Source organism: Pseudoalteromonas sp. OANN1, from assembly GCF_024124685.1.
In the GTDB taxonomy this organism is placed as follows: Bacteria; Pseudomonadota; Gammaproteobacteria; order Enterobacterales; family Alteromonadaceae; genus Pseudoalteromonas; species Pseudoalteromonas piscicida.
This window is the reverse complement of the sequence record NZ_JAMXSE010000007.1, coordinates 1-25,801: the sequence shown is the minus strand read 5'-3', so window position 1 is coordinate 25,801 and position 25,801 is coordinate 1. Positions and strand designations below refer to the sequence as shown.

Sequence of the window (25,801 nt, the reverse complement as noted above, 5' to 3'; positions counted from 1 at the left end):
GTGCCCTTTAGCAAGGCGCATCCTGTCATTGGAGTAACAATGAGTAGCTACAAAGTTTTAGACGTTAATGACGATCTTCCAATTCGCACTAAAGGTGCGGTTCACAGTGGTAAAGTACGTTCAGTTTATTGGTTAACCGACGCCGACAGTGCACGTTTAATTGAAGAAAAAGGCTATCAAGTCCCGGTTGGTACAGAGCTGGCAATTATGGTCATTTCAGACCGTATTTCAGCGTTTGATTGTATTTGGCAAGGTGAAAATGGTCTTAACGGTGTACCTGGTAAGGGTATTGCGCTTAACAGCGTTGCTTCACATTGGTTTTCACTTTTTGATAAAGCTGGCCTTGCAGGTAATCACATTGTTGATATTCCACATCCTTATGTTTGGATTGTGCGTAAAGCCAGTACGGTAAGAGTTGAAGCGATTGCGCGTCAATATATTACCGGCAGTATGTGGCGCGATTACGCAAAGGGCGTAAGGGAGTTTTGTGGCTTGCAATTACCAGAAGGTTTAGAGGCCAATCAAAAACTAGATGATGTCTTAATCACACCATCAACCAAAGGGATCATCAAAGGTTTAGCAGACGTACCAGAAGTGGATGACGTAAACATCTCTCGTAAAAACATCGAAGATAACCTTGCAGCGTTCAACTTTAAATCTGCGGCAGATGTGGATAAGTACGAGCAGTTGCTAACCGAGGGCTTTGCCCTGATCAGTAAAGAGCTTGAGAAGCTTGATCAGATCTTTGTTGATACTAAATTTGAGTTTGGTTACGTTGAAGATAAAGACGGCCAAGAGCGCCTAATTTACATTGATGAAGTGGGTACGCCTGACTCGTCACGTATTTGGGATGGCCCTGCTTATCGCGATAGTAAGATCGTTGAAAACTCAAAAGAAGGTTTCCGCCAGCTATTGATAAACAATGTACCAGATAGCGATGTGCTGCTTAATAAAGATCGCATGCCTGAGCGAGAAGCGCTTGCTCGCGATTATCTTTTGCCAGAAGCTGTGATGATGTCGGTAAGCGAAACTTACGTTGGGATCGCAAGTAAAATCGTTGGTCGTGAACTAACGATCCCTGCTGATCCTCGCCAAGAAGTTATTGATATTCTTGATAAGCAGTACGGTTTAATAGATTAATTATTTTTCAATTGCCCTGATAGACAAGTTTATTAGGGCAATTTCCTCAATTCACTTGCTTTTCATTGCAAGGTCTCTTTTACTTAACCTAATTGTTGCAAAAAAATAGAGTCAGATATGCGAACGTCTGTTCTACTCCTACTAAGTTTTTGTTTTTTATTCCTTTTAGATTCAAATTGCGCAAATGCCGGGCAATTAACAGTGCTAGATGGCAGCGGCAAGCCCTTGCAGCATGCCGTTGTTGAATTGACGGACGAGCCTGTCGAGTCAGCAGCAAAAGCAGTGGCGGTTATGGATCAAATCAATAAACAGTTTGTTCCTTTCATTCTTACCATCCAAAAAGGACAATTGGTTAATTTTCCCAATAGCGATGATATCCGTCATCACGTTTATTCGTTTTCTGCGGTAAAACCTTTTGAGCTAAAGCTATACGCTGGCACGCCAAATCAACCGCTTAAGTTTGAAAACGCTGGTGTAGTGGTGTTAGGTTGTAACATTCACGACTCTATGGTGGGCTATATTTACATTGCAGATGACAAGCAAGTATTGGTATCTGATGCGAATGGATTAGTAACTTTGCCGAATTCTACGAAACAAGTAACGGTATGGCATCCTTATCAAGATAATGACATAGATAGTCGGCAAACCGTGCAAATAGTGAACACAACGGCGCCAATGTCCGTAACAATAAAAACAACTTATCCAGCGCCGCGTAATACCTTTGGCGAGCGCTTTGGACAACATGAATGAATAACAGCTTTAAAAATAAAATAATTAGTCTCTGTATTTTGCTTATCCTTGTCACGGCGGGGATGAGCTTGGCAAGTTTTTGGTGGTCCACAAGTAAATTCAATGAAGCGCAAGTGCAAAGAAAAATTCAAGTGGCACAAAATGTTTATCAACAATATTTAAAAGCGCGAGAGCAGCTATTGGTTACCGCGGCGACTGTACTGACCGCTGACTTTGGCTTTAAACAGGCGGTCGCGACAAGAGACGCACAAACCATCAGTAGTGTGTTGCTTAATCACTCTCGCCGTATTGATGCCGACTTAATGCTGCTGCTGGATGTGAAAGGCGACCTGATCTCCGCAAACAGAGAAGGACTCGACTTCCCGAGCGATACCAGAACTTGGATGCAAGCGTTGCAAAGCCATACCGACCACTCAGCTTTTGTGGTGCTTAGTGAGCAGTTGTATCAAGTGATTATTTTGCCTGTGCGAGCACCTAGAACGATTGCATACTCAATTATTGGCTTTGAGGTTGGATCTGCTGTGGCGCTAGAGCTCAAAGAGCTGACAGGAATGGAAACTAGCTTTGTTGGTGCCGCTGATAACCTAAAAGCAAGCTCGCTGACTGCTCTTGCACTCGGTGGTGATTTATTTACTTTCTTAGCGGCGCAAAAAACGACACGGTGGCTTAGCCAGTATCCGGTATATGAAAGTGCTGAGGTGAGTTTACCTTCTCTTGAAAGTAACCCGGTGAGTTTGGTACTCAGTGCGGATTTAACTACTCAGTATCAAGAATTCGATAAAATGGTGTTGACCATTATTTTACTCTCCCTCGGTACTATCCTTATTGGTTTTATCACCAGTGGTATTGTTGCCAAGAATCTTACGACACCGCTTAGTAAGCTTACTGAGTTGGCAAAACGCTTTGCTAAAGGGGATTACTCAGCCAAACTGGAAGAGGCTCGACCGACCCAAGAAATTTGCCAGCTTGTTGACGCTTTTAATGATATGGGCGAAGACATTCAAGAGCGTGAAGAGCAGATCCGCTTTCAAGCCAGTCATGACCATTTAACTGGATTTTTTAATCGTAATGCGGCTTTGGATAAACTACATAGTATGCTCAGCAGTGGTGCAGAGTATTACTTTATTGCCATAGACATAAAGGGATTACGCCATATCAATGACAAGCTCGGCCCTCGGGTAGGAGATGATTGTATTAAAGCCGTGGCGAAACGGATAGCGGAGATCAATACAGCAGAAGGCGGATTGAATGTTAGGCTTGGCGGCGATGAGTTTTTAGTTGCACATCCAGCGAGTGTGTGTGCCGATCCGCAAAGTGCTGTGCTTGGTATTGTTGAATGTGCTGAGATGCTAAATCAAGGCCTGAGTAAGCCTTACACTGTGCAGGGATTAGATATTTCGCTTCACTTTAGTATCGGCGTAGTGCATTACCCCAAACAGGCACATACTCCCGAGGATGTCGTTCGCCGGGCTTTGATCGCAGTTGATACTGCAGCGCACGATGGTCATGATGTTTACTACTACCAATCAGGTGAAGATGAAGCCCATCTAGAGCGTCTGCAAATTATTGATGAACTAAAACACGCTATTGCCAACGATGATGGTCAGCTTTTTATGACCTATCAACCAAAGCTAAATATGAAAACCAATCGTATTGATAAGGTTGAGTCTCTTATTCGTTGGCAACGTAAAAATGGTGAATGGGTGTCACCCGAACTATTTATCGATCTTGCCGAGCAATCAGGTTTGATTGTTGAGTTAACTCAGTGGGTAGTAAAGACTGTGGTGTCACAAGTTGCTAATTGGGTACGCCAAGGTGAACGCATCAAGGCAGCTATTAATGTATCGGCACAAGACATCGCAGATAAAAACTTCTTGTCTCATCTTAAGACGCTACTAGATACACATAACGTCAAACCTGAGTTGATCACCATAGAGCTTACTGAGCGAGACATGATTGAGAATGAGGAAAAAGGCATTGCGGTTCTTCAAGCGCTCAAACAGCTTGGCGTGCAGGTCTCGCTTGATGATTATGGTGTGGGTCAAACTTCCCTTGGTCGATTAAAAATGTTGCCTATTGATGAGCTGAAGCTCGACAAGGTATTTATTTTAAAGCTCGCTCAATCGGAAAAAGACCAGTTTATTGTGCGCTCCACCATCACGCTTGGTCACCAACTTGGTTTTAGCGTGGTCGCGGAAGGCGTTGAAGACAAAGCATCGCTTGAGCTACTTGAGTCAATGCAGTGTGATTATGCACAAGGTTACTATCTAAGTAAGCCACTCAAAGCCGCAGACTTTGACCTGTGGTTGGGGAGGTATAATGAAGTGGGCTAATGTTTTTACCGTGTGCTTAATAGTGTGCGGACCAACTTACGCCGCAACAGGAAAGTTACTAGCGACTCCCGGGGTGTCACAGGTTGAGGGTAGTGCAGGTGGTGGCATTGTGCCGTGGGCGCAGCTTGCAGGATATGCTTCGGAAGATGAATGGGCGGCGAGCGGGTTTTGTAGCCGAGCTAGCCTGAAAGACTACCAGCTCGATGTGTGTGGCGTTCAAGCCAACTTATTCAACCGCGTAGAGTTAAGTTTCGCTCGACAAAACTTCGATGTGGATGCGCTTAATCTTGATATTGAGCAAGATATTGTCGGTGCCAAGGTGCGGCTATATGGCGATATCGTCTACAGTAAATATCCACAATTGAGCTTTGGTATTCAACATAAGTCTTTGGATGATGCTACGGTTGCCAATTTGCTCGGCGCTGAAGACGACTCAGGAACGGATTATTACTTAGCTGCAAGCAAACTGCATTTGGGCGCTGTAGGCGGTTATAACTGGTTCTGGAATATTACGATGAGACATTCTCGGGCTAATCAACTTGGCATACTAGGTTATGGTGGAGCTAACGACAGTGCGCCTTGGCAACTAGAAGCTAGCAGTGCAGTGTTTTTATCTAGGCATTGGGCTGTCGGTGCAGAATATCGCCAAAAATCCAACAACCTTGGACTTGGTGAATCAGATTGGAAAGATGTTTTTGTCGCTTGGATCCCGAATAAGTCAGTGAGTGTGACGGCGGCATGGCTAGACCTTGGCAAAATCGCAGGGCAGCCTTCTCAAACGGGTTGGTATCTATCTGTTACGGGGTACTTTTAAATGAAATGGCTATCACTAACGGCAATCTTGCTTTTCCTCGTGGCGTGTAGTGCTTCAACTCCACAAGCCTCCCTATATGAGCAAATAGGGGGCAACGCCGGCGCAGAAAAGCTAGTAGATGCGTTTATTAAACAGATTGGCAATGATGACGTTATTTTACCGTATTTTAGAGAGTCCAATGTTAGGCACTTTCGTGAAGGGTTTATTACTCATCTGTGCGATACCTTAGATGGCCCTTGTGATTATGAAGGTGATAGCATGGTGCAGATCCACACCGGCATGGCTATTAGTGAGTCTGACTTTAATCGAGTGGTTGATCTCTTGATCAACGCAATGAATGAGGTTGGGATTGCTCACTCTATACAAAATCAAGTTCTGGCCCGCCTAGCACCGATGCGAAGTGAAGTTATCAAGTTGTAGGCTCGATAGCAAAAAGCTTGCAGAGAGGTTTGTTTGTATTTTGTTAGTAAACTTGTCCTTGCAGATAAATTGTGTTGTTTATTGGAATTACTGTTCTTAATCCAAAAGAGTAAAGTATAAGCTGAATTTTGATGCTTAATTCTGTAATCTAATAGCCAAATTGTCGTAAAGTTCGTCACGGTTTTAGCAACAAATAAATGCCATAGTGGGTTACAGCTCAAACCGTGCTGATTAGAAAGAGAGCCAAGTTGAAAAAAGTTATCACATTTGGAACCTTTGATGTATTCCACGTTGGTCATGTCAATATTTTAGAGCGTGCGAAAGCACTGGGTGATTATCTCATTGTGGGGATCTCGTCGGATAAACTTAACTTTTCGAAAAAAGGTAGAAATCCAATATACTCAATAGCAGATCGCCTAAAAATCATTAGCTCATTGCGATTTGTAGATGAGGTGTTTGTGGAAGAATCTCTGGAGCTAAAAGCGCAATATATCAAAGACTTTGATGCCGATATTCTGGTGATGGGTGATGATTGGAAAGACAAGTTCGATATATATAAAGATATCTGTGATGTGGTTTACTTGGAGCGCACCCCATCAATTTCAACAACGGAAATAATAGAGGTCGTACGCAGACCCGAAGGAAAATAATAGCATGAAGCATGTGGTAGATAGGGAATGGCTCTTTGCAAACCTTGGCAAAGTGAAAGTATTGGATGCTGGTATTGTGAAACCGGGTCAGTCAGGCCCTTATAGCGCTCCTGCAATCATTCAAGGCGCGCTGCGCTTTGATATTAGTGGTGCGCTAGCTAATCCCCATGCTACATCACCCAATATGTGCTGCAGTCCAGCTCAATTTCAAGCAGAAATGCGACAGCTTGGTATCAACCAACATGATGTGTTAGTCGCTTACGATGATAAGGGCATGTTTAGCGCTGCCAGAGCTTGGTATATGCTCAAAATGATGGGTCATAAACAAGTGTATGTACTGGACGGCGGATTACCTGCTTGGTGTGAAAAACAATACCCTTTGAGTCAAGCGTACGCGCAAGTCCAACAAGCAGGAAACTTTGTCGCTGCATATGATGAAACAGCATTTGTTGATAAAGCGGCTGTGCTTAGTAATATTGACGCTGAACTGAGTTGCCTATTCGATGCTAGAGGTGCAAAGCGCTTTACTGGTGAAGAGCAAGAACCTCGTGCAGATATGCGCAGCGGTCATGTGCCTAAAAGTAAAAACCTGCCATACACGAGTTTGTTAAATGCCGATGGCTGCTTTAAACCACTCACTGAGCTTGAAGAGTTGTATAGCGACTTATCAAAGGACAAAACTAAGCCTCTGATATTCTCTTGTGGCTCAGGTGTTACAGCTTGTATTTTAGCGCTGGTGGCTGACGAGCTAGGTTATGAACATTTGACGGTATATGACGGCTCGTGGAGTGAATGGGGCGCAGATCCCGATGTGCCCGTGGAGACAAATTAATCCACTATTTAATGTGAAAAAGGTGCCAATGGCACCTTTTTCATTTGCGAAGCGAGCTATTTTCTCGCTTCAAAATAGATCACTTATGATAAGCAAGGCACGCTTCAACTTCATGCTTTGAGCCTAAGATAACACCGACGCGTTGGTGTATTTCTTCAGGTTGAATATCCAAAATTCGTTCACGACCTGTGTGGGCAATACCGCCAGCTTGCTCGATAAGCATCGCCATTGGATTGGCTTCGTAAAGTAGGCGAAGTTTAAATGGCTTGTTTGGATCTTTACGATCTTCTGGATAAGTGAATAGTCCGCCACGGCATAATACGCGGTGAACATCGCCAACCATTGCCGCTATCCAGCGCATATTGAAGTTTTTACCACGCGGTCCGGTTTCACCTTCAAGTAGATCGGCAATGTAGTTTTGCATTGCTGGGGTCCAGTGGCGTTGGTTTGAAGCGTTAATGGCAAACTCTTTGGTGTCTTCAGGAATGGCAGCAAAGTCTTGTGTGAGTAGGAAGCTACCGTGAGTTTTGTCCAGAGTAAACAAGCGAGTTCCTTTGCCTGTTGATAGCGCTAACATGGTTGATGGGCCATATAACACATAGCCCGCTGCAACTTGTTTATGACCTGGCTGCATAAAGATCGCAGGATCGCTAGGGTCTGAACCTTCAGGCGCTTCCATAATAGAGAAAATAGTACCGACTAGTGAATTAATGTCGGTATTGGATGAACCATCCAACGGATCGAAAGCGACAATATAGTTCGCTTTTGGATTGCCGGCGACGGTGTAATCTTCTTCTTCAGAAGCGATGGCTTTGACATAGCCAGATTCAAGCAAAATATCTTTCAATAGTTGATTTGAAAGTACATCGAGCTTCTTTTGCGTTTCACCTTGAATGTTCTCATCTAAGGTTGAGCCTAATACACCTGAAAGTGCACCTTGGCCAACACGGAACGATATTTCTTTACATGCCGCGAGAATAGTTCTGATTAAAGAAACCAACTCACGAGAACAACCATCTTCAATTAACACCGGAGGGAGTCTACGCATTTTTTAAATCCTGATCACCTTGTGTTTATGGCAATAAATAGTGTGAGAGGTGCCATAAACAGCGCTGTAATTCGTCTTGAAAGACTGTAAATTGTATACGATTTCATATACAACTGGGGTTAAGCCTCAAAACCATAAATAACAAAGAGCAGCCATGAGAAAAATAACGTGCTTCACTCAAACTGTATCCGCTTTGCTACTGTGTATGATAACCCAAGCACACGCAGCAATTAAGTCTATTGACGAATTTACTGCCAGTTTTAATCATCATCCCGGTTTTTACGCCTTCTATAGCGATGATTCGAGCGGCAAATTGTACTTAGACATCGACAAACTAGACGCCCCTTTCTTGTTACAGCATAGTTTACCTTATGGTGTAGGTTCGAATGATATCGGTTTAGACCGCGGTCAGCTAGGCGGTACGCACTTAGTTCAGTTTGAACGTTTTGGTGATAAGGTCATGCTGCGTGCTATCAACACTTATTATCGCGCAAGTGCGAATAATAAGGCCGAAAAGCAAAGTGTTAAAGAGGCTTTTGCTTCAAGCATTCTACACGGGTTCAGCGTGGTTGCAGAAGATAAAGACAGTGTGTTGATTGACTACACGCCTTATCTACTCAGCGATGTGCATGGTGTTTCTCGTACGTTGGCAAATCGTAATCAAGGTAGTTTTAGCTTAGACTCAAGCCGCAGCGCTGTGTTTATGTCGCGTTCAAAGGCATTTGTTAAAAACACAGAACTTGAAGCTGTGTTGACATTCAAAGGTACAAAGCCTGGTGAATATGTACGCCAGGTGAGTGCAGATCCTTATGCGCTTACGGTACATCAGCACCATTCTTTAATTGAGTTGCCTGACGATAACTACCAGCCACGTGCATTTCATCCGCAATCGGGTTATTGGAGTATCGAGCATAAGGACTACTCAGCACCGCTTGGACAGTCAATGTTTGTGCGTTATATCCCACGCCACCGTTTACAGAAAAAAGACCCAACTGCACAAGTCTCGGAGGCCGTAGAGCCAATTATTTACTATCTTGATCCTGGTGTACCTGAGCCTGTCAAAACTGCATTACTTGATGGTGCTAAATGGTGGGACCAAGCATTTGAAGCTGCAGGCTACAAAAATGCGTTTCAAGTCAAAGTACTTCCTGAAAATGCCGATCCTATGGATATTCGCTATAACGTGATCCAATGGGTGCATCGTGCTACTCGAGGGTGGTCATACGGCGCGTCGGTAATAGACCCACGTAGCGGTGAAATTTTAAAAGGTCACGTGACGCTAGGTTCGTTGCGTGTCCGTCAAGATATTCTTATCGCCGAAGCACTTTCTGCGCCATTTGTTGAGGGTAATGAGGTGACTGAGCGACTTCATGCTATGGCGCTAGACCGTATTCGTCAGTTGAGTGCACATGAAATTGGCCACACGTTGGGCATTGCACACAACTTCTCAGCGTCGGTAAAGGATCGCGCGTCAGTCATGGACTATCCTCATCCGCTGGTAGGATTTGAAAATGGCCAACTGGATATCACTAAGGGCTACGCAAAAGGCATGGGCGCGTGGGATACGCAAGTGATTAAATATGGTTACAGTGATTTCGGTGGTGCTGATGAAGCCACTGAGCTTGCAGCTATTCTTGCTGAGAATAAGGCGCAGGGGCTTGAATTTATCTCTGACTCTGATGCAAGAGCGCAGGGCGGAGCACACCCAACGGCGCACCTTTGGGATAACGGTGCGGATCCTGCTGCCGAATTACTGCGTGTGTTGGATGTGCGCAAGCAGGCGTTGAATAACTTTGGTATTCACAGCATTCAAAAAGGAGTTGCTCTGTCGCAGCTAGAGGAGAAACTGGTACCACTGTATCTTTTCCATCGTTATCAGGTTGAAGCCGCAGTAAAATTGATTGGCGGCGTGGATTACGACTATGAAGTTCGCGGTGACGAGGTAATAAAAGGGGCGAAAGTTGTGGCTAAAGAGGTGCAGCAAAATGCGGCCAATGCGCTTTTGAGTACGCTGTCACCTGCGGCGTTGACTATCCCTGACTCTATTTTGGCGTTAATACCTCCTAAGGCTTACGGTGAGTACAAAACTCGCGAAAGTATTAAAGGTCGAACTGGACTAACCCTAGATGCGATGGCATTACCAGAAGTCGCCGCACAGCATAGCCTTGACTTGCTGCTTAATCCACAGCGATTAAACCGCCTTGCACAGCAGCATGCACGTGATACTCAATATTTTGGTACACAGGCACTTTTAGAGGCTTTATATCAGCAGGTATTTGCCCAGTCAGGCAGCAAAAGTATGGCTCAAAAGCTACAGCAACGAGTGCAATACCTAAGTGCAACTCAGCTTGTAAAACTGAGTAACAACGATAAAGTCGCACCTGAAGTGCAGGCGCAGTTAAAGTTTTATTTAGCAAAAGTTGCGAAAGACTTTAATCAGTCGTCGGTATTTAGCGATGTTGCTTTTGAGCAAGCGTTTAAACATATGCTTGCACAGCAAATCAATCACTACTTAGATTCAGGAGAGTGGCCTGAAAGTTTTAAGGCGCTTGAAATGCCGCCAGGCTCACCAATTTAATCAAACTTGCACTTCGGAAATAGGGGCTCAGCAGCGCCCCTATTTTTATGCCTTCTTGACCATAGTATTGGTCGTAATGTGAGGAAAAGTTACGAGTTGACCAGCGATCGGAATTTCCATTGTGATATTTTGCGAATACTGCAGTTGCGTGAAGTTATCACTACCGTCAAGTGACTCAAGCCAATAGCTAATCGCGTAGCGGCTAACTTTTGCATGTTGTTGTTCAAAGCCAATATTCGTGACTGGGATCCCTGAATGCGCGGTATCGACCTCAAGTAGAATAAACTTCTTGGGAGGAGAAACTTCTAAGGCATTATTTAAAGGCTGGTTTGGATTGAGTGTAAAGTCAGGATTTAAGTTACCAACACTTTTGGTGGCGTATTGAGCCGTACTGATCCCATGGGGTAATCCCATAGGCAAAATATCACTTTGGCTCAGCATTGGGATCGTCGGGACACCAGTACCTGATTGAAAATGCCCACTGGCTAAAATGGAATTACCATGGGGAACTGACATTTGTTTTATAAAGTCATAAGTTTGAGTTGGCGCCACACTGTTTGGTACGGTTTCGTTGCCAAGCCCTGGATTTTCACCATTGCCATACGGGCCAAGTAATTGCTTTGCATCTGATAAATACAACAACGAACCATTTTCCGCATGGACTAGCTGATCTTTCGCTGGACCTTCTGCAAAATAAACTCTTTGTTCGTAAAATAAGGTATTAGCGACCTGGGTACCAAATCCTCCTCGATTTGGTGCGGTGCCATGGATGGCTGAGAAAGTAAGCTCTTCATAATAGGAGAAATTTTTAAGAATATAGCTGGCTTCTTGAGGTAGTGGCATTAAGCAGTAAGAAAATGGTTTGTCGGGGCCACCCAATCCTGAGTTGGCTAAGGGTTGGTTAGTCCAAGTGCCGACCAAACGTTGCAGTGGACCTAAGCTGGTGGTTGGAGCTGCTGGGCTGCTCTGGACTGGATCAATAAGTAACGGTTGCGATAGGTCTGGTGGTGTTGTTTCAGTCACGGTTATATCCTCGCTAAATTGCTTGCGAGCACCTCGACTAATTCTAGCTACTTTTGATTTGGCGCCCGCACTATGATCCCTGTCATGACCGCTCAGCGATGACGGGATCTTCAACCATCACTGCAATGCAGTTAGGTATAGTGCAGACTGTGAATATGGCAATTACATATCATTACAGCGATTTCATTGCCTGAACGTGAAGTGATGAACTCGCCAATCCGCTAAGCAAAGCAACTTTCTCTTATTAGCTGCTTAATAATATCCTGACTTGGCTGGATTTTTTCCATTGCTAAAAACTCGTTGGGTTGGTGTGCTTGATTAATCGAACCCGGTCCCATAACGATAGTTTCGCAACCTAGCTGCTGTAGAAATGGTGCTTCGGTACAATAGTTTACAGCAATTGCTTGTTGTCCTGACAGGCGCTCAGCCATTTTCACCAAAGCAGAATCCGTTGAGCCGGTAAAAGCCGGAATGGGTTCGTGCATATCTATAACCGAGACACTATTAAGATAATGTGTATTGATGGGTGCCATTGCTGCCGTGAGCATGGCTTGTAATTCTTTGATGCTCAGACCAGGCAAAGGGCGCATATCAATATGTAGTTCACAACAGCCACAAATACGGTTGGCATTGTCGCCACCATGAATGTGCCCAAGGTTTAAAGTTGGGTAAGGAATAGCAAAATGTGGCGTTGAATATTTATTCTTTAATTCTTCTCTTAACTTTAATAAATTTGCAATCACCTGATGCATGATTTCAATGGCATTTAAGCCGCGCTCTGGATCTGAGCTATGACCTGAGCGACCAACGATGCGGATGGCGGTCGTCATATGGCCTTTGTGGGTAAATACTGGCACCATATCGGTGGGTTCACCAATAATACAGCGCGCCGGCTTCAAGCTTGGATGTTTTGCGATTTCCTGAGCTCCAGCCATAGTGGTTTCTTCATCGGCGGTGGCTAAAATCATGATAGGAGCATTTTGCTGTAATTCATCAAGCTCTGAGATTGCATTCAATACGAAAGCAAAAAAGCCTTTCATATCAATACTTCCAAGACCATATAATTTATTATCTTGCTCGCTTAATTTAAAAGGATCAAATTGCCAGCGGCTATCGTCGAATGGCACGGTATCCGTGTGGCCGGCCAACATTAATCCACCATCGCCACTGCCTCGTCTTGCAATTAGGTTATATTTTCCTTTTGCATGTTCAAGCTCTGTTACTTCAACGATAAACCCTAACGTTTCGCACCACTGCGCGAGTAGATGGATCACATTCTGATTGCTCATGTTGAGACTTTCTTCTAATGCACTGATAGATGGCGCGGCGATCAGTTGCTGATACATTTCCATAAAAGCGGGTAATTTCATAAAAATTCCTAAAATACTTATTCAAAGTTCTTGCATAAAAATATAAAGATGTTTAGAGTGAATATCAATTCACTTTTTTAGCATAAATATATTTTGGAACAGCAATGCGACGATTTGACTTCAACAACTAGCAGAACCAATCCAAATCAAACTTTTTTAATCTTGAGAACACTATGTTGAAAGTATCTATAATCGGAGCGAGCGGCTACAGTGGCGCTGAGCTTGCTAAGCTGGTTGTCAAGCATCCTGCCTTCACACTTGCGCATTGCTTTGTATCTGAGCAAAGCTTAGACAAACACAAATTCATCAGCGATTTATATCCAGAATATTCGGGCTTGCTAGATATTGAGCTGCAACCCTTAAATGAGCAAGCTTTTTCGTTGATAGAGCAATCATCGGACTATGTGTGTTTATGCACGGATCACAAGGTTAGCGTAGAACTTGCACCGGTATTTTTACAGATGGGCAAACGGGTTTTTGACCTATCTGGAGGTTACCGTTTATCTTGCAATGAAGACTACGAAACTTACTACGGTTTTTCTCACCCACATCAAGACTGGTTAGCGCAAGCGCAATACGGGTTAGCTGAATGGTATGGCGATGCCATTAAAAAGGCAAAGTTAGTGGCGGTCGCGGGCTGCTATCCGACTGCGGCACTCAATGCACTTAAGCCATTACAACAAGCTGATCTGATAACAGAGCAGCCAGTTATCATCAATGCTGTTTCTGGTGTTACCGGCGCAGGAAGAAAAGCGAATGTCGCCACACACTTTTGCGAAGTATCTCTTGCACCATACGGTTTGTTTACGCACAGACATAGTCCAGAAATAGAAAAATACCTTGAACACCCAGTGTTGTTTACGCCGCATTTAGGGAGTTTTAAGCGTGGTATCTTGGAAACGATCTACGTCACTCTGAAAGAAAATGTCACACCAAATCAAGTCGATGCCGCTTACCAGGTGCTTGCCGATGAGCCGCTGATCAGGTTAAAGGGGAGTCAACTTCCATCAATCAAAGCCGTTGAAAATCAACCTTTTGTGGATATTGGTTGGCAGCAAAAGGGCAATCAACTGATCGTGGTTGTCGCGATTGATAACTTGCTTAAAGGGGCTGCAGGCCAAGCATTACAGTGTATGAACTTGGCGGCGGGACTTGAGCATTATCAAGGTTTAGGAGTATCAGCATGAGCAAACAAACTTGGGTGATAAAACTAGGTGGCGCGGTGTTGAATCAAGAGGGTGCAGCGCAAGCATTGTTTTCAGCTATCAAGCAAATTCAACAGGATGCACCACACAAGCAGTTTGTGATTGTTCATGGTGGCGGGGCGCTGGTTGATAAGTGGCTGACCGATGCCGGTTTTGCTACTGCAAAACATCAAGGATTGCGGATCAGTCCGCAAGAGCAAATGCCCTATATTGTTGGTGCACTTGCAGGCTGTGCTAACAAGCAACTGATGGCGGACGCCATTACCGCCACGCTCAAGCCCGTTGGGCTGTGCTTATATGATGCAGGGTTTACCACAACTCAAAAACTAAAAGCGCTTGGCCGTGTGGGTAGCTGTGAAGCGAGTGTAGGTGGCATGCTTGAAGCAGTGTTGGAGTTTGATAGGTTGCCTGTTGTTAGTTCAGTAGGTATTGGCGCTGACGGCCATTTATACAACGTGAATGCGGATGAAGCAGCAGCTGCTATCGCCAGTAAACTTGGTGCAGAACTTATTTTTATGACTGACGTTGAGGCGGTACTTGATGGCGATAAACAGCCATTAAATCAACTTAACGCGGAACAGATTTCAACGTTAATCGCGCAAAAGGTCATTCTGGGCGGGATGGAGGTCAAAGTTAAGACCAGTCTTCACGCTGCCCAACACTTACGACGAGGGGTGTACATCTCTAGCTGGCAAAAGCCAGAAAATTTAATTGCGTTGCTCAATGGTGAGCACGTAGGTACACAAATTCTGCCGTAGGAAAACATCATGACTAAACATTTTTTAACTGGTTTGGAATTAGACCAAACTAACGTTTTAAACTTATTAAAGCTTGCAAAAAATATTAAAAATCAACCGCAAGAATATAACCAAGCCTTAGCTGGCAAGTCGATTGTCACGTTATTCGAAAAGCCGAGCTTAAGAACGCGGCTATCGTTTGATATCGGTATCCACAAATTAGGCGGCCATGCTGTGTATTTAGATCAGCAAAATGGCGCAATGGGGGCGCGTGAATCCGTAAAAGATTTTGCGCTTAATATTTCGACTTGGGCCGATGGCCTTGTGGCTCGTGTAAATCATCATAGTACGCTTGAGACGCTCGCTGAGTTTTCGTCTGTGCCAGTTGTGAATAGCCTATGTGATTTATATCACCCTTGCCAAGCGTTGGCTGATTTTCTCACCTTATTTGAAACTTACGACGATGTCAGTCAGATCAAAATCGCTTATCTCGGTGAAGGCAACAACGTAACACATTCATTGATGTTGCTTGCGGCAACATTAGGTACTGATTTTGTGGCGGTTTGTCCTAAAGGTCATTCTCCAGATGCACAAATTGTAAAGCAAGCTGAACAAATTGCAGCGGTAAATGGTGCCTCAGTTCTGGTCAGTGATCGGGTAGAAGCGGCGGCTGGCGCCAATGTGCTCTACGCTGATACTTGGGTTTCGATGGGGAATAAAACGCCAATTGAACAGGTGAAAGACACCTTTATGCCATATCAAATCAACCAACAATTGGTTGAAGCGTGTGGCGCACAAACCATTTTGCACTGCCAGCCAGCACACCGTGAGTTTGAAATTACTTCCGAAGTGATGGACGGGCCAAAGTCAAAAATTATTCAACAAGCTGAAAACCGCATGCATGCCCAAAACGCATTGCTGGTATCGCTGTTAAACAAAGATTACGTTTGAGGTTAAAGAACATGAGCAAGATTAAAAAAGTGGTACTGGCTTACTCTGGTGGATTAGACACATCAGCGATTGTGCCATGGTTAAAAGAGAACTACGGTTGTGAAGTTGTCGCCTTTGTTGCCGATGTAGGTCAGGGTGAAGAAGAACTGGTTGGGGTTGAAGAAAAGGCAATCGCATCGGGTGCCTCTGAGTGCTATATCGTCGACTTAAAAGAAGAAATGGTTAGCGACTATATTTATCCAACCCTAAAAACTGGTGCTATCTATGAAGGGACATATTTACTGGGTACTTCAATGGCGCGTCCTATTATCGCCAAAGCACAAGTAGAAATCGCCCGTAAAGTTGGCGCGGATGCACTTTCTCATGGTTGTACAGGCAAGGGGAACGATCAGGTGCGTTTTGAATCTTGCTTCTCAGCGCTTGCGCCTGATCTTAAAGTGATTGCACCATGGCGTGAATGGTCGTTATCAAGTCGTGAATCGCTGCTTGACTATTTGGCCGAGCGTAATATCCCTTGTGCAGCCTCTGCTACTAAAATCTACAGTCGTGATGCCAATGCTTGGCATATTTCTCACGAAGGTGGTGAATTGGAAGACCCATGGAATGAGCCAAGCGATCAGGTTTGGACCATGACTAATTCTCCAGAAGCCGCACCGGATCAGCCTGAATATGTGTCGGTATTAATCGAAAAGGGTGAAATCACCGGTGTTAACGGTGAGCGTTACAGTCCTTATCAGTGTCTAGTTAAGTTAAACGAGATTGCAGCGCCGCACGGTGTTGGTCGTGTGGATATCGTTGAAAACCGTCTCGTCGGCATGAAATCTCGTGGCTGTTATGAAACACCGGGAGGCACTGTGATGATGGCTGCGTTACAAGCGATTGATGAGCTGATCTTAGACAAATCTTGTCGCAAATGGAAAACCGCGCTTAGCGAAGAGTTTGCACACTTAGTTTATGATGGTCGCTGGTTTACCCCACTGAAAGATTCAATTCTAGCTGCTGCAGAGTCATTCGCACAGCAAGCAACTGGCGAGGTGGTACTTAAGCTTTATAAAGGCCACGTACATGCAGTGCAAAAGCAATCAATCAATAGCTTATACAGCGAAGATTTTGCCACATTTGGTGAAGATGACGTATATGACCAATCTCATGCGGAGGGATTCATTCGTCTATTCTCACTATCTAGCCGGATAGCGGCGTTAAACAAGCAAAAGCAGTCTTAAGGTAGGAGAGTGAGATGGCATTATGGGGCGGCCGTTTTTCATCAGGTCCTGATGAGGCATTTAAGCAATTTAATGATTCTCTGCCATTTGATTATCAATTGGCAGAGCAAGATATTGTTGGCTCTATCGCTTGGGCGGGGGCGCTAAAGCAAGTAGAAGTATTAACTGAAAGCGAACATCAGCAGATCATCGCTGCGCTGAAACAGCTTTTGGATGAAGTGATTGCTGATCCGCGTAGTGTAGCAACTGCGGGACATGAGGATATTCATTCTTATGTTGAAGCTAAACTTATCGACAAAGTGGGTGATTTAGGTAAAAAGCTGCACACAGGTCGAAGCCGTAACGACCAAGTAGCCACTGATTTTAGACTGTGGAGTCGTAAAACGGCGCAGCAACTGCTTGTGGCACTGAGTTCACTAAAGCAAGCTCTAGTAACACTCGCAGAGCAGGAGCTTGGTACTATTTTACCAGGCTACACCCATTTACAGCGTGCTCAGCCAGTACTCTTTAGTCATTGGTGTATGGCTTACGTTGAGATGATTGAGCGTGATGAGTCGCGCTTAAATGATGCGCTTGAAAGGTTAAATGTATGTCCACTTGGCTCAGGTGCGCTAGCGGGGACTGCTTATCCTATCGACCGTGAAGTGTTGGCCGTTAACCTTGGCTTTAGAGAAGCCTCTCGTAATAGTTTAGATGCGGTCTCTGATCGTGACTTTGTGGTTGAGCTACTCAGTTGTGCGTCTATTTCTATGATACATTTATCTCGTTTTGCTGAAGATTTGATCTTTTACAATTCTGGTGAGTCTGGCTTTATTGATCTGGCCGACAGCGTGACGTCTGGCTCATCCTTGATGCCACAGAAAAAGAACCCTGACGCCTTAGAGTTGATCCGTGGCAAAACAGGTCGAGTTTTTGGTGCTTTTAGCGGCATGATGATGACGCTTAAAGCTTTGCCTTTGGCCTACAACAAAGACATGCAGGAAGACAAAGAAGGCCTATTTGATGCCATGCCAACTTGGCTTGCGTGTATTCATATGGCTGAAGCATGCGTTAAAGGCATTAAGGTTAATGGTGATAAGACGTTAGCGGCGGCAAAAGGTGGTCACGCCAATGCAACTGAGCTTGCCGATTATCTCGTTGCTAAGGGGATACCGTTTAGGGAAGGCCATCACATTGTCGGTGAATTAGTGCAGTTAGCAATTAGTAAGGGGCAAAACCTCGAGGATCTGAGCTTAGAAGAATTCCAGCAAGTCAGCGCAGTAATTGCAGAGGATGTCTATCCGGTACTCGAAATTGACGCTTGTATTGCCGCTCGTAAAGCATTAGGCGGCACCTCATTGCCACAAGTAACCAGTGCCATTAAAACGGCAAAAAAAAAGCAAAAAATCCTAGTACGTGATGCCAATTTAGATGATGTTGAAGCCATTGCTGGACTGATCCAATACTGGGCTAAAGTAGGTGAGAACCTACCGCGAGCGAAAAGTGATATGATCCATAGTATCAATGAGTTTGCGGTGACAGAGGTCGGTGGCAAAGTGACAGGATGTGCATCTTTGTATATTTACGACACTGGGCTTGCTGAAATTCGCTCTTTGGGTGTAAATCCCGAAAGCGAAATAAAGGGGCAAGGGCAACTTTTAGTCGAGCATTTACTGGTGAAAGCCAAAAAATTGGCACTCAATCGTATTATTGTGCTAACTAGAGTGCCTGGCTTCTTTATGAAACAAGGTTTTAACAACTGTACCAAAGATAGCTTGCCTGAAAAAGTGATGAAAGACTGTGAGCTGTGCTTGCGTAAAGATAACTGTGATGAAATTGCGATGGATTTCATTATAAAACAAACATCTAGCTTAAGTATTCCATGTAAATTTGTGGCTTAACACTAAGCTTTTATAGAATCAGAAAGAGCGCTAGTAAGCGCTCTTTCTGTATGTAAATCAACCGATTGAATTTGTCTCAATGAATATTGGCATACCCTGTGCTTAATTAATCCCGATAATTTTTAGATGACTCACTTTTAGAGTTAAGACTAATTTGTAAATATTGAGGGAAATTTCATGATAAGAACAATCCTAGCGAGAAAAAATCAAGCTAAAACAACTGGTCAAGTAAAGTCGCTTTCTGATAAGGTAATTCAATCTGGAAGTAAACTTGAGATGGTATCTGGCGCACGTGGAAGTGTGATTACTCCACCTGGGTCTAAAGATCCGCACTAATGATTAATGTTAATTTATGATTTTTTTGGTATGAGTATAGGAGCCCTTGTAATATGGGGCTTCTTGATGGCTTCATTACTACATTTATTTTTTTATATACTAAAAGTCCAGAAAAATTTACAGCTACTCGTCGCTTCTACCCTGTTATTTACCTCCTACTTTGTAAGTGATTTTATCATTGTTTCTGATAGCTACAATACGGCTATTCACGGAATATTTGCTTTGTTTGATCTCTTTACTTTGTTAGCTCTTTTTCTTGTCACTTATACTTTTTTTAAAGATGAAAAGCTTGAGGTCGGCGTTTTATATACTATGATAGGTTTGACTGTTAATACTGTTATGTTCTTCTTTATGTATATTGATACATATATTTATGAAAATGTAACGCGCTGGTTATTATGGTATTTGTACTCATATATAGTGATTTCTGTGGACTTTATTATGGTTACTTCTCTATTAGTCAATAAAGATTGGTTAGGTATTAAATGGGCTATAAGTAAGGTGAGAGCTAGGGTAGCTTGAAGTTGTGGTAGATTTTCACTATTTGTTTTACTTGTTTCTTAGTAGTTTACACTCATGGATTCTACTTTTTGTGGCACTCTTTAACTTTGTTCGAGCGACTAAAAACCCTAAATTTAAGCAGCTCAGTGGCATTTCATTTCTCCTCGCTGGTTCATATTTTCTCACAATACCTACATTTTATTTTTGTGAGTCAAAAGGCTGGTTAACTGGTACAGCGGGGTTCTATGATCTTTCAATTTACTTTATATTTTTATTCTTAGATATTTCTACAATACTTTTGTTAGTAAAGCTATTTAAGTTTCCAGAGTATCGACTGACAAAAGTAGTGAAGTTCTATACGATAGGTTTTTTAACTGTAAACTCACTTCTTTTTGCTTTAATTATACATGAGGATATTATTACTAATCACCGAGTGGATAAAGAGTATCGTGATTGGGTTTACTGGTTATACACTATCGGAATGTATATAACCGATTGGCTTTTAATTGTCGTTTTGCTTATTCCTAAGGACTTTCTTGGATTATACGCCATAATAAAAGAGCGGCGATGGGCGCTCGTTAAAACTGATATTCCACGCTCAACGTAAGTGCTGCGTGGCTTTCGTCTTCTTCCTGAGACTTATCTTGCCATGCTTTTACGCCAATTTTAGCAAGCGCGCCAAACACACCTTGTTGGTAACCGAGCTCAAGCTGGTTTCGTTCAACGTCTAGAGTGTCAAATTCAACTCGTTTTAGTTTGGCATAAGCACCAATGCCATCTGTGCTGAAGTAATCTAACGCGAAAGTGAGGTTTTTAGCGTCCAATCCCGAGCTTGCTCCAAGCCAGAGGTCGCGCTCACTGTAATTTGCTGAATCTACGGTATTATCTCTTGGGCAAAGCGCGAGCTTTAGCTCGTCTTTACAATCAATGCTTGTATCTGAGTATTCAATAAAGCTTTTAAGACGATAGTCTTTACCACCCCAATAACTTTCAATACCTAGGGTGTACATTGGATTGCTTGGTAATGCACCACTGTCGTTATTGCCTGCAAACTCGCCGTATAAAGCGAGTGGTTGACTAGCTATCCGAGTGGAGTATTTGAAGTCAACGCTGGTGAGGCGCTGCGTTTGCTTTTCGCTTTCAAGGTTTTGTTGTTGATAAACAAAGTCGCTAGATGTTGTACTGAAGCCAAGTTCTAGCCCTTGAATTGGAAAAGCGGCCGCTCTAAACCCCCAAAAATCGCCATCCTTTTTACTGGCTATATTCGGGCGTTGTTTTGCCATAATAGCCGTCACTTGCCAAGGGCCAACGAAAGAGAAAAAACTTGGTCCAATGTAGTTATTATTGGCACGACTTAAACGAACCGCCTTCATTGGCGCTGCGTTGTTTGAAAGCATTAGCGCATTTTCGTTGCTCGGTCCCCACCAGTAACTGAGCCGCTCAGCGCTGAGAGACCAATTACCAAACAGCACTGCAAGGTGGCTGCCGTGGTGATTAACGTATTTTCCATCTTGGCCTTCATCTGCGTAGTTAACCGCAACTTTAGCGCTAACAGCACCGCCAGTAATAACGCCATAAGTACGTAAGCCAGAACGTTCATTTTGACGTTCACCAAAGCCTGTTGAGCGCTCTTCAGCACCGTTAAAATGTGCTTTTACACTACTGTATCTTTCTCTTTTTGCTTGTTTTAGTGCATGGCGTAAATGTGCCAATGCAAAGCTTGCGGTTTCAGAGAGATTTCTGTCATCAATAGCGGCAAGGTCATTAACAATGCCGCTCCACAGCAGAGGATATTGATTAACTGGACGATTTATCACGCCTTCTGCAACTAGTAAATCTATGCTGTGTTTAAGCTCACTTTGCGACACCTCTATCCAAGGTGAAGCGTGCGCATAAGTACCAACCAATACGGCTAGGGATAATAGGCACTTTTTCATCCGTGTAGTTTTTCCTCTAAAGCTTTGGCAACCAGCGGGTGAACAAATTCACTGACATTGCCTTTATGAAGCGCAACTTCTTTTACTAAAGTTGACGAGATAAATGAATTCTTTTCAGATGGCGTTAAAAATACGCTTTCCAAATCAGGATGTAAACGACGATTCATATTGGCCAGCTGGAACTCATAGTCAAAATCAGACACCGCGCGAATGCCGCGGATCAGCACGTTGGCTTTTTGCTCTTTCGCTAAATCAACGAGTAATCCTGAAAACCCAATCACCTTTACATTTTTATGTGACTTTAAAATTTCTTCAGCCAAAGCAACACGTTGCTCTAGTGAGAAACAAGGTTGTTTATTTGGGTTATGGGCAATTGCCAAGATCACGGTATCAAACATTTTTGCTGCACGTTTGATTAAGTCTTCATGTCCATTAGTGAGGGGATCAAATGTGCCAGGGTAGAGGGCGATGACTTTCATAAGCGTAACTATGTTGAATTTTTTTGTATGGTAACAAGGTTTTTTTGAAAAAACACTGGTCAGCTTTGTCGGATCTAAGCTTATCTAGAGGTAAAATTAGTGCTATTTTTTCACATGGAGCGCGAAATAGCCTAGTAACACTAGTAATAACGCGACCACGTTATCAACAAAGATAGAGAATCGTAATGAATACCAAGGAAAAAATAATACGTACCAGCATCGCGTTATTTAATTTGCATGGAGAGCGCGCGATTACGACAAACCATATAGCGTCCAGTTTGGGGATTAGCCCTGGCAATTTGTACTATCATTTTAAAAATAAAGAAGACATCATTCGGCAAATATTCGCCCTTTATAGTGAGCATTTGAATACGCATTTTAAGCCTCTGGAGCAGCACAACGAACCGCTTGAGCAGCTAACTCAATATTTAGACTCCTTGTTCGACCTGATGTGGCGTTATCACTTTTTCTACGACAACCTGACAGACATCTTAGCTCGTGATGATGAATTGAAAAAAAACTACATTGCTTTTCAGTCGCGCTTACTCGAGCAAGTAAAGGCTGTAGTAATTGGCCTAAGAGATACGGGCGTGATCACCATAGATGATGACGATGCTAAAGAGCTCGCGCATATGTTGAAAATGACCGTTAGCTTCTGGACTCCCTATGTTAAAGCCAGAAGAATGACAGGCGTTCTCGAGCAACAAGATATATACAACGGTATTGTTAAAGTACTGATGATTTTTAAACCTTACGCGACGCCAATGAGCGCACCGAAAGTGGCACAACTTCAGCAGCATTATCAAGCACTAGCTGAGGCGAGCTTACCGAGTATCGCTTAGCTTTAAAATAATTAAGCGGGCCTTTTGTCTTGGTGAGCACGGGCAAAAGGCTTTGTAGAGCACAAAGGGAAAAGGTTTGTTTATTTCCTAATCGGCTTTGAGTTTGATATACTCGCGCGCCCGAACTGTCCTCGGTCAGTGTGCGCCACGATAAAGTCCGCTTAGGTCAAATCAGTGCGTCATCGCAACCGATAATCGATCTGTAGTAGAGTGACTTTTATGCTTAAATTTATCGTCAAATTACATCCCGAAATTGCTATTAAGAGCAAATCCGTCCGTAAGCGTTTTACCAAAGTATTAGAGAAAAACATCAAAATGCTGTTGGTTCGCGTTGACGAAAACGTAAAAGTTAAAAATAACTGGGACAATATCTCAGTGACGAGCGAGCTAAGTGACGAGAAAACCCGCCTTGGTCTAATCGACCACCTTAAACGCACGCCAGGTATTGTGCAGTTTATTGAGGTGCAAGAGACACAGTTCGATACGCTTGATGATATCTACCAACAAACGATTGCTTTGGTTGAGCCATTGATCAAGGGCAAAACGTTTTGTGTACGCGTAAAGCGCCAAGGTAAGCATGAGTTTACTTCAAGCGACGTGGAGCGTTATGTTGGTGGTGGTTTAAACCAAAATGTAGAGGGTGCCAGCGTAAGACTGAAAAAACCTGATGTGACGGTTAAAATCGAAGTCAAAGACAATAAAGCCTACATCGTTCGTCACCAGCACTTTGGTCTAGGTGGCTTCCCACTACCAACGCAAGAAGACGTGTTGTCTTTGGTTTCTGGCGGATTCGACTCCGGTGTTGCGACTTATCAAATGATGCGAAAAGGCGCGCGTACGCACTTTTTGTTCTTTAACTTAGGTGGCGCAGCCCACGAAATTGGCGTTAAGCAAGTCAGCCACTACTTGTGGAAACAATTTAGCTCTACCCACAAAGTTAAATTTATTACGATTGACTTTGAGCCAGTTGTCGCTGAAATTCTTGAGAATATCGAAAGCGGACAAATGGGCGTGGTACTAAAGCGCATGATGATGCGTGCAGGTGCTGTAGTCGCAGAGCGTTTGGGGATCCCAGCACTGGTAACTGGTGAAAGTATTGGTCAGGTATCGAGCCAAACCCTGGCTAACCTTAACGTGATTGACCGTGTTACAGAGATGCTGATATTACGACCGCTTATTCAACACGATAAAGAAGAGATCATTCGTATTGCCAGAGCGATTGGCACCAATGAAATGGCAGAAGCAATGCCTGAATATTGTGGTGTGATCTCTCAAAAACCAACGGTAAAAGCACAGCTTCACAAGATATTAGCTGAAGAAGAAAAGTTTGACTTTGATGTATTGAATACAGTTGTAGCGAACGCGACGGTAAAAGATATTCGTGACATTGAATCTGAAGCAAAAGAAGAAGTGAAAGAAGCGGAATCGGTAAGTGAATTACCAGACAACGCGGTGGTATTAGATATTCGTTCTCCAGAAGAGGAAGATGCCAACCCTCTAGAGCTAGATGGTGCACAAGTGATCCACTTACCTTTCTTTAGATTAGCCACTAAGTTTGGCGACTTACCACAGGACAAAGAATACTACTTGTACTGCTCGAAAGGCGTAATGAGCCAGTTACAAGCACTTATTCTGCATGAAAATGGCTATGCTAACGTCAAGGTGTACCGTCCTTAGAATAAAGCATGCTAACAAGCGTTGGGTGAGACTTTAGGGTTTACCCAACGTACGCTTTTGTGGGTAGGTAGAGGTCGTTTGTTATTGCTCACGCGCCCCAATTTATTTGTTTGCTAGTATTTTGTAGTTACCCTCCATGCGCTCTTCGTTCATTCTTTTAAAACGACGCTCCGACATCATACTTAATCTCTAATTCGCTGTGTAAATAGTTCTGTGGGAGATGTATGGACTCCTCCCCCTTAACGGGAGAGTACGGTATAAAGATATTGCAAAACACTTTTACCAAATAAGGAGTCCATACATGACACAGTCTAATTTAATTGCTATCGACTTGGCAAAAAACATTTTCCAAGTAGCGCAGCTGAAAGGCAATAAACTCAAGTTTAATAAGCCAATGAAACGCGAACCTATGCTTGAGTTGCTAGCAAAAGCCGAGGGTTCAAAGGTTGTGATGGAAGCTTGTGGTAGCGCCCAGCACATAGCTCGAAAAGCACTGTCGCTGGGGCATGATGTCATGTTGCTTCCCCCTAAATTTGTTAAAGCGTTTAGGCAAGGCCAAAAAACTGATGCAAACGATGTCCTCGCTATTGCCAGTGCAAGCCAAGCATATAACGTGAAGCCCTGTAAAATCATGACAGTTGAAGAGCAAACGTTGCAGTCATTGAGCCAAGCGAGAGCCTTAATAGATAAACAAAAGACTCAGCTTTCAAATCAAATACGTGGCTTGCTATTAGAGTTTGGTATTGTCATTAATCAAGGCGATGCTGCGTTAACACAAGTCGTTCCAGATATTTTAGAAGATGCTGAAAATGCGCTACCTATCGCATTAAAACAAGCACTCGCGGTGAGTTATGACCTATATAAAACACAATGCGACGCTAAAGCACAGCTACATAAACAAGTTGAAGCGATAACCAAGCAAAATGACAGTTGCCAGCGTTTAATGGTATTAGAAGGCGTTGGCCCAATTACCGCGATAGAGCTGTTATCCTTTTTAGGCAATACTTCACAATTTAGTGATGCCAGAGGAGCGGCGGCATGTGCAGGTGTTACACCGACCCAGCACTCATCAGGC

At 43.6% G+C, this 25,801-nt stretch carries 24 protein-coding genes; 19 read left to right on the top strand and 5 right to left on the bottom strand.

Features of this window, described 5'->3' with window-relative positions; translation table 11 throughout:
- Positions 1-39 precede the first annotated feature (39 nt).
- The 7 genes from NH462_RS08120 (at position 40) to NH462_RS08090 (ending at position 6,939) form a co-directional block, all read left to right on the top strand.
- Positions 40-1,140, top strand: a complete 1,101-nt coding sequence (locus tag NH462_RS08120; RefSeq protein WP_253105327.1) for a phosphoribosylaminoimidazolesuccinocarboxamide synthase — start codon at positions 40-42, stop codon at positions 1,138-1,140.
- A gap of 117 nt (positions 1,141-1,257) precedes the next feature.
- The gene (locus tag NH462_RS08115; RefSeq protein WP_010374271.1) at positions 1,258-1,890 is read left to right on the top strand and encodes a methylamine utilization protein; all 633 of its coding nucleotides are present in this window, start codon (positions 1,258-1,260) and stop codon (positions 1,888-1,890) included.
- On the top strand, positions 1,887-4,223 hold the full coding sequence (locus NH462_RS08110; RefSeq protein ID WP_253105326.1) for an EAL domain-containing protein: 2,337 nt from the start codon (positions 1,887-1,889) through the stop codon (positions 4,221-4,223). The genes NH462_RS08115 and NH462_RS08110 overlap by 4 nt, the downstream gene beginning before the upstream one ends.
- Positions 4,210-5,037, top strand: a complete 828-nt coding sequence (locus tag NH462_RS08105; protein WP_253105325.1) for a DUF3034 family protein — start codon at positions 4,210-4,212, stop codon at positions 5,035-5,037. The genes NH462_RS08110 and NH462_RS08105 overlap by 14 nt, the downstream gene beginning before the upstream one ends.
- Complete coding sequence (locus NH462_RS08100; RefSeq protein ID WP_253105324.1) at positions 5,038-5,457, top strand: group 1 truncated hemoglobin; 420 nt, start codon at positions 5,038-5,040, stop codon at positions 5,455-5,457.
- Positions 5,458-5,705: 248 nt separating this feature from the next.
- Positions 5,706-6,107, top strand: a complete 402-nt coding sequence (locus tag NH462_RS08095) for an adenylyltransferase/cytidyltransferase family protein (protein ID WP_069020562.1) — start codon at positions 5,706-5,708, stop codon at positions 6,105-6,107.
- A 4-nt stretch (positions 6,108-6,111) separates the two neighbouring features.
- The gene (locus NH462_RS08090; RefSeq protein ID WP_253105322.1) at positions 6,112-6,939 is read left to right on the top strand and encodes a sulfurtransferase; all 828 of its coding nucleotides are present in this window, start codon (positions 6,112-6,114) and stop codon (positions 6,937-6,939) included.
- A gap of 79 nt (positions 6,940-7,018) precedes the next feature.
- Here the strand turns inward: NH462_RS08090 and NH462_RS08085 are convergent, their stop codons facing one another.
- Positions 7,019-7,987, bottom strand: coding sequence for a class 1 fructose-bisphosphatase (locus NH462_RS08085; RefSeq protein WP_010374260.1), 969 nt, complete (start codon positions 7,985-7,987; stop codon positions 7,019-7,021).
- A 154-nt stretch (positions 7,988-8,141) separates the two neighbouring features.
- Between NH462_RS08085 and NH462_RS08080 the strand changes: the two genes are divergently transcribed.
- On the top strand, positions 8,142-10,565 hold the full coding sequence (locus NH462_RS08080; protein WP_253105320.1) for a zinc-dependent metalloprotease: 2,424 nt from the start codon (positions 8,142-8,144) through the stop codon (positions 10,563-10,565).
- Between the two features lie 45 nt (positions 10,566-10,610).
- On the opposite strand, the gene NH462_RS08075 is transcribed toward NH462_RS08080, so the two are convergent.
- Both NH462_RS08075 and argE read right to left on the bottom strand, forming a co-directional pair.
- Positions 10,611-11,588 carry a heme-binding protein gene (locus tag NH462_RS08075; RefSeq protein ID WP_253105318.1) on the bottom strand — a complete coding sequence of 326 codons (978 nt, stop codon included), beginning with the start codon at positions 11,586-11,588 and terminating at the stop codon, positions 10,611-10,613.
- A gap of 221 nt (positions 11,589-11,809) precedes the next feature.
- Positions 11,810-12,958: an acetylornithine deacetylase gene (gene argE, locus NH462_RS08070; protein ID WP_253105316.1), complete on the bottom strand. Its 1,149-nt coding sequence runs from the start codon at positions 12,956-12,958 to the stop codon at positions 11,810-11,812.
- A 176-nt stretch (positions 12,959-13,134) separates the two neighbouring features.
- Here argE and argC point away from each other — a divergent pair, with 176 nt between their 5' ends.
- The 8 genes from argC to NH462_RS08030 all read left to right on the top strand — a co-directional run bounded on the left by argC (position 13,135) and on the right by NH462_RS08030 (position 20,398).
- Positions 13,135-14,145: an N-acetyl-gamma-glutamyl-phosphate reductase gene (gene argC, locus NH462_RS08065; RefSeq protein WP_253105415.1), complete on the top strand. Its 1,011-nt coding sequence runs from the start codon at positions 13,135-13,137 to the stop codon at positions 14,143-14,145.
- Positions 14,142-14,921 carry an acetylglutamate kinase gene (argB, locus tag NH462_RS08060; protein ID WP_088531882.1) on the top strand — a complete coding sequence of 260 codons (780 nt, stop codon included), beginning with the start codon at positions 14,142-14,144 and terminating at the stop codon, positions 14,919-14,921. Before argC ends, argB begins: the two co-directional genes overlap by 4 nt.
- Positions 14,922-14,930: 9 nt before the next feature.
- Entirely contained in the window at positions 14,931-15,851 is a 921-nt protein-coding gene (locus tag NH462_RS08055) for an ornithine carbamoyltransferase (protein WP_010374249.1), read from the top strand.
- A gap of 11 nt (positions 15,852-15,862) precedes the next feature.
- On the top strand, positions 15,863-17,074 hold the full coding sequence (locus tag NH462_RS08050; protein WP_010374248.1) for an argininosuccinate synthase: 1,212 nt from the start codon (positions 15,863-15,865) through the stop codon (positions 17,072-17,074).
- 14 nt (positions 17,075-17,088) lie between these two features.
- The gene (gene argH, locus NH462_RS08045) at positions 17,089-18,954 is read left to right on the top strand and encodes an argininosuccinate lyase (protein WP_253105315.1); all 1,866 of its coding nucleotides are present in this window, start codon (positions 17,089-17,091) and stop codon (positions 18,952-18,954) included.
- Between the two features lie 177 nt (positions 18,955-19,131).
- On the top strand, positions 19,132-19,290 hold the full coding sequence (locus NH462_RS08040) for a hypothetical protein (RefSeq protein WP_017218423.1): 159 nt from the start codon (positions 19,132-19,134) through the stop codon (positions 19,288-19,290).
- A 66-nt stretch (positions 19,291-19,356) separates the two neighbouring features.
- Entirely contained in the window at positions 19,357-19,812 is a 456-nt protein-coding gene (locus tag NH462_RS08035) for a hypothetical protein (protein ID WP_253105314.1), read from the top strand.
- A gap of 70 nt (positions 19,813-19,882) precedes the next feature.
- Entirely contained in the window at positions 19,883-20,398 is a 516-nt protein-coding gene (locus tag NH462_RS08030; protein ID WP_253105313.1) for a zinc metallopeptidase, read from the top strand.
- Here the strand turns inward: NH462_RS08030 and NH462_RS08025 are convergent.
- Positions 20,370-21,728, bottom strand: a complete 1,359-nt coding sequence (locus NH462_RS08025; RefSeq protein WP_253105312.1) for a capsule assembly Wzi family protein — start codon at positions 21,726-21,728, stop codon at positions 20,370-20,372. The two genes, NH462_RS08030 and NH462_RS08025, sit on opposite strands and share 29 nt — an antisense overlap.
- On the bottom strand, positions 21,725-22,207 hold the full coding sequence (gene coaD, locus NH462_RS08020; protein WP_010374242.1) for a pantetheine-phosphate adenylyltransferase: 483 nt from the start codon (positions 22,205-22,207) through the stop codon (positions 21,725-21,727). The genes NH462_RS08025 and coaD overlap by 4 nt, the downstream gene beginning before the upstream one ends.
- Before the next feature lie 185 nt (positions 22,208-22,392).
- Between coaD and NH462_RS08015 the strand changes: the two genes are divergently transcribed.
- The 3 genes from NH462_RS08015 to NH462_RS08005 form a co-directional block, all read left to right on the top strand.
- On the top strand, positions 22,393-23,049 hold the full coding sequence (locus tag NH462_RS08015; protein WP_010374241.1) for a TetR/AcrR family transcriptional regulator: 657 nt from the start codon (positions 22,393-22,395) through the stop codon (positions 23,047-23,049).
- A gap of 219 nt (positions 23,050-23,268) precedes the next feature.
- Positions 23,269-24,726 (top strand): tRNA uracil 4-sulfurtransferase ThiI, encoded by a 1,458-nt coding sequence (thiI, locus tag NH462_RS08010; protein WP_253105311.1) that lies wholly within the window; start codon positions 23,269-23,271, stop codon positions 24,724-24,726.
- Positions 24,727-25,027: 301 nt separating this feature from the next.
- The coding region (locus NH462_RS08005; RefSeq protein WP_253105310.1) for an IS110 family transposase at positions 25,028-25,801 on the top strand (774 nt) is incomplete at its 3' end.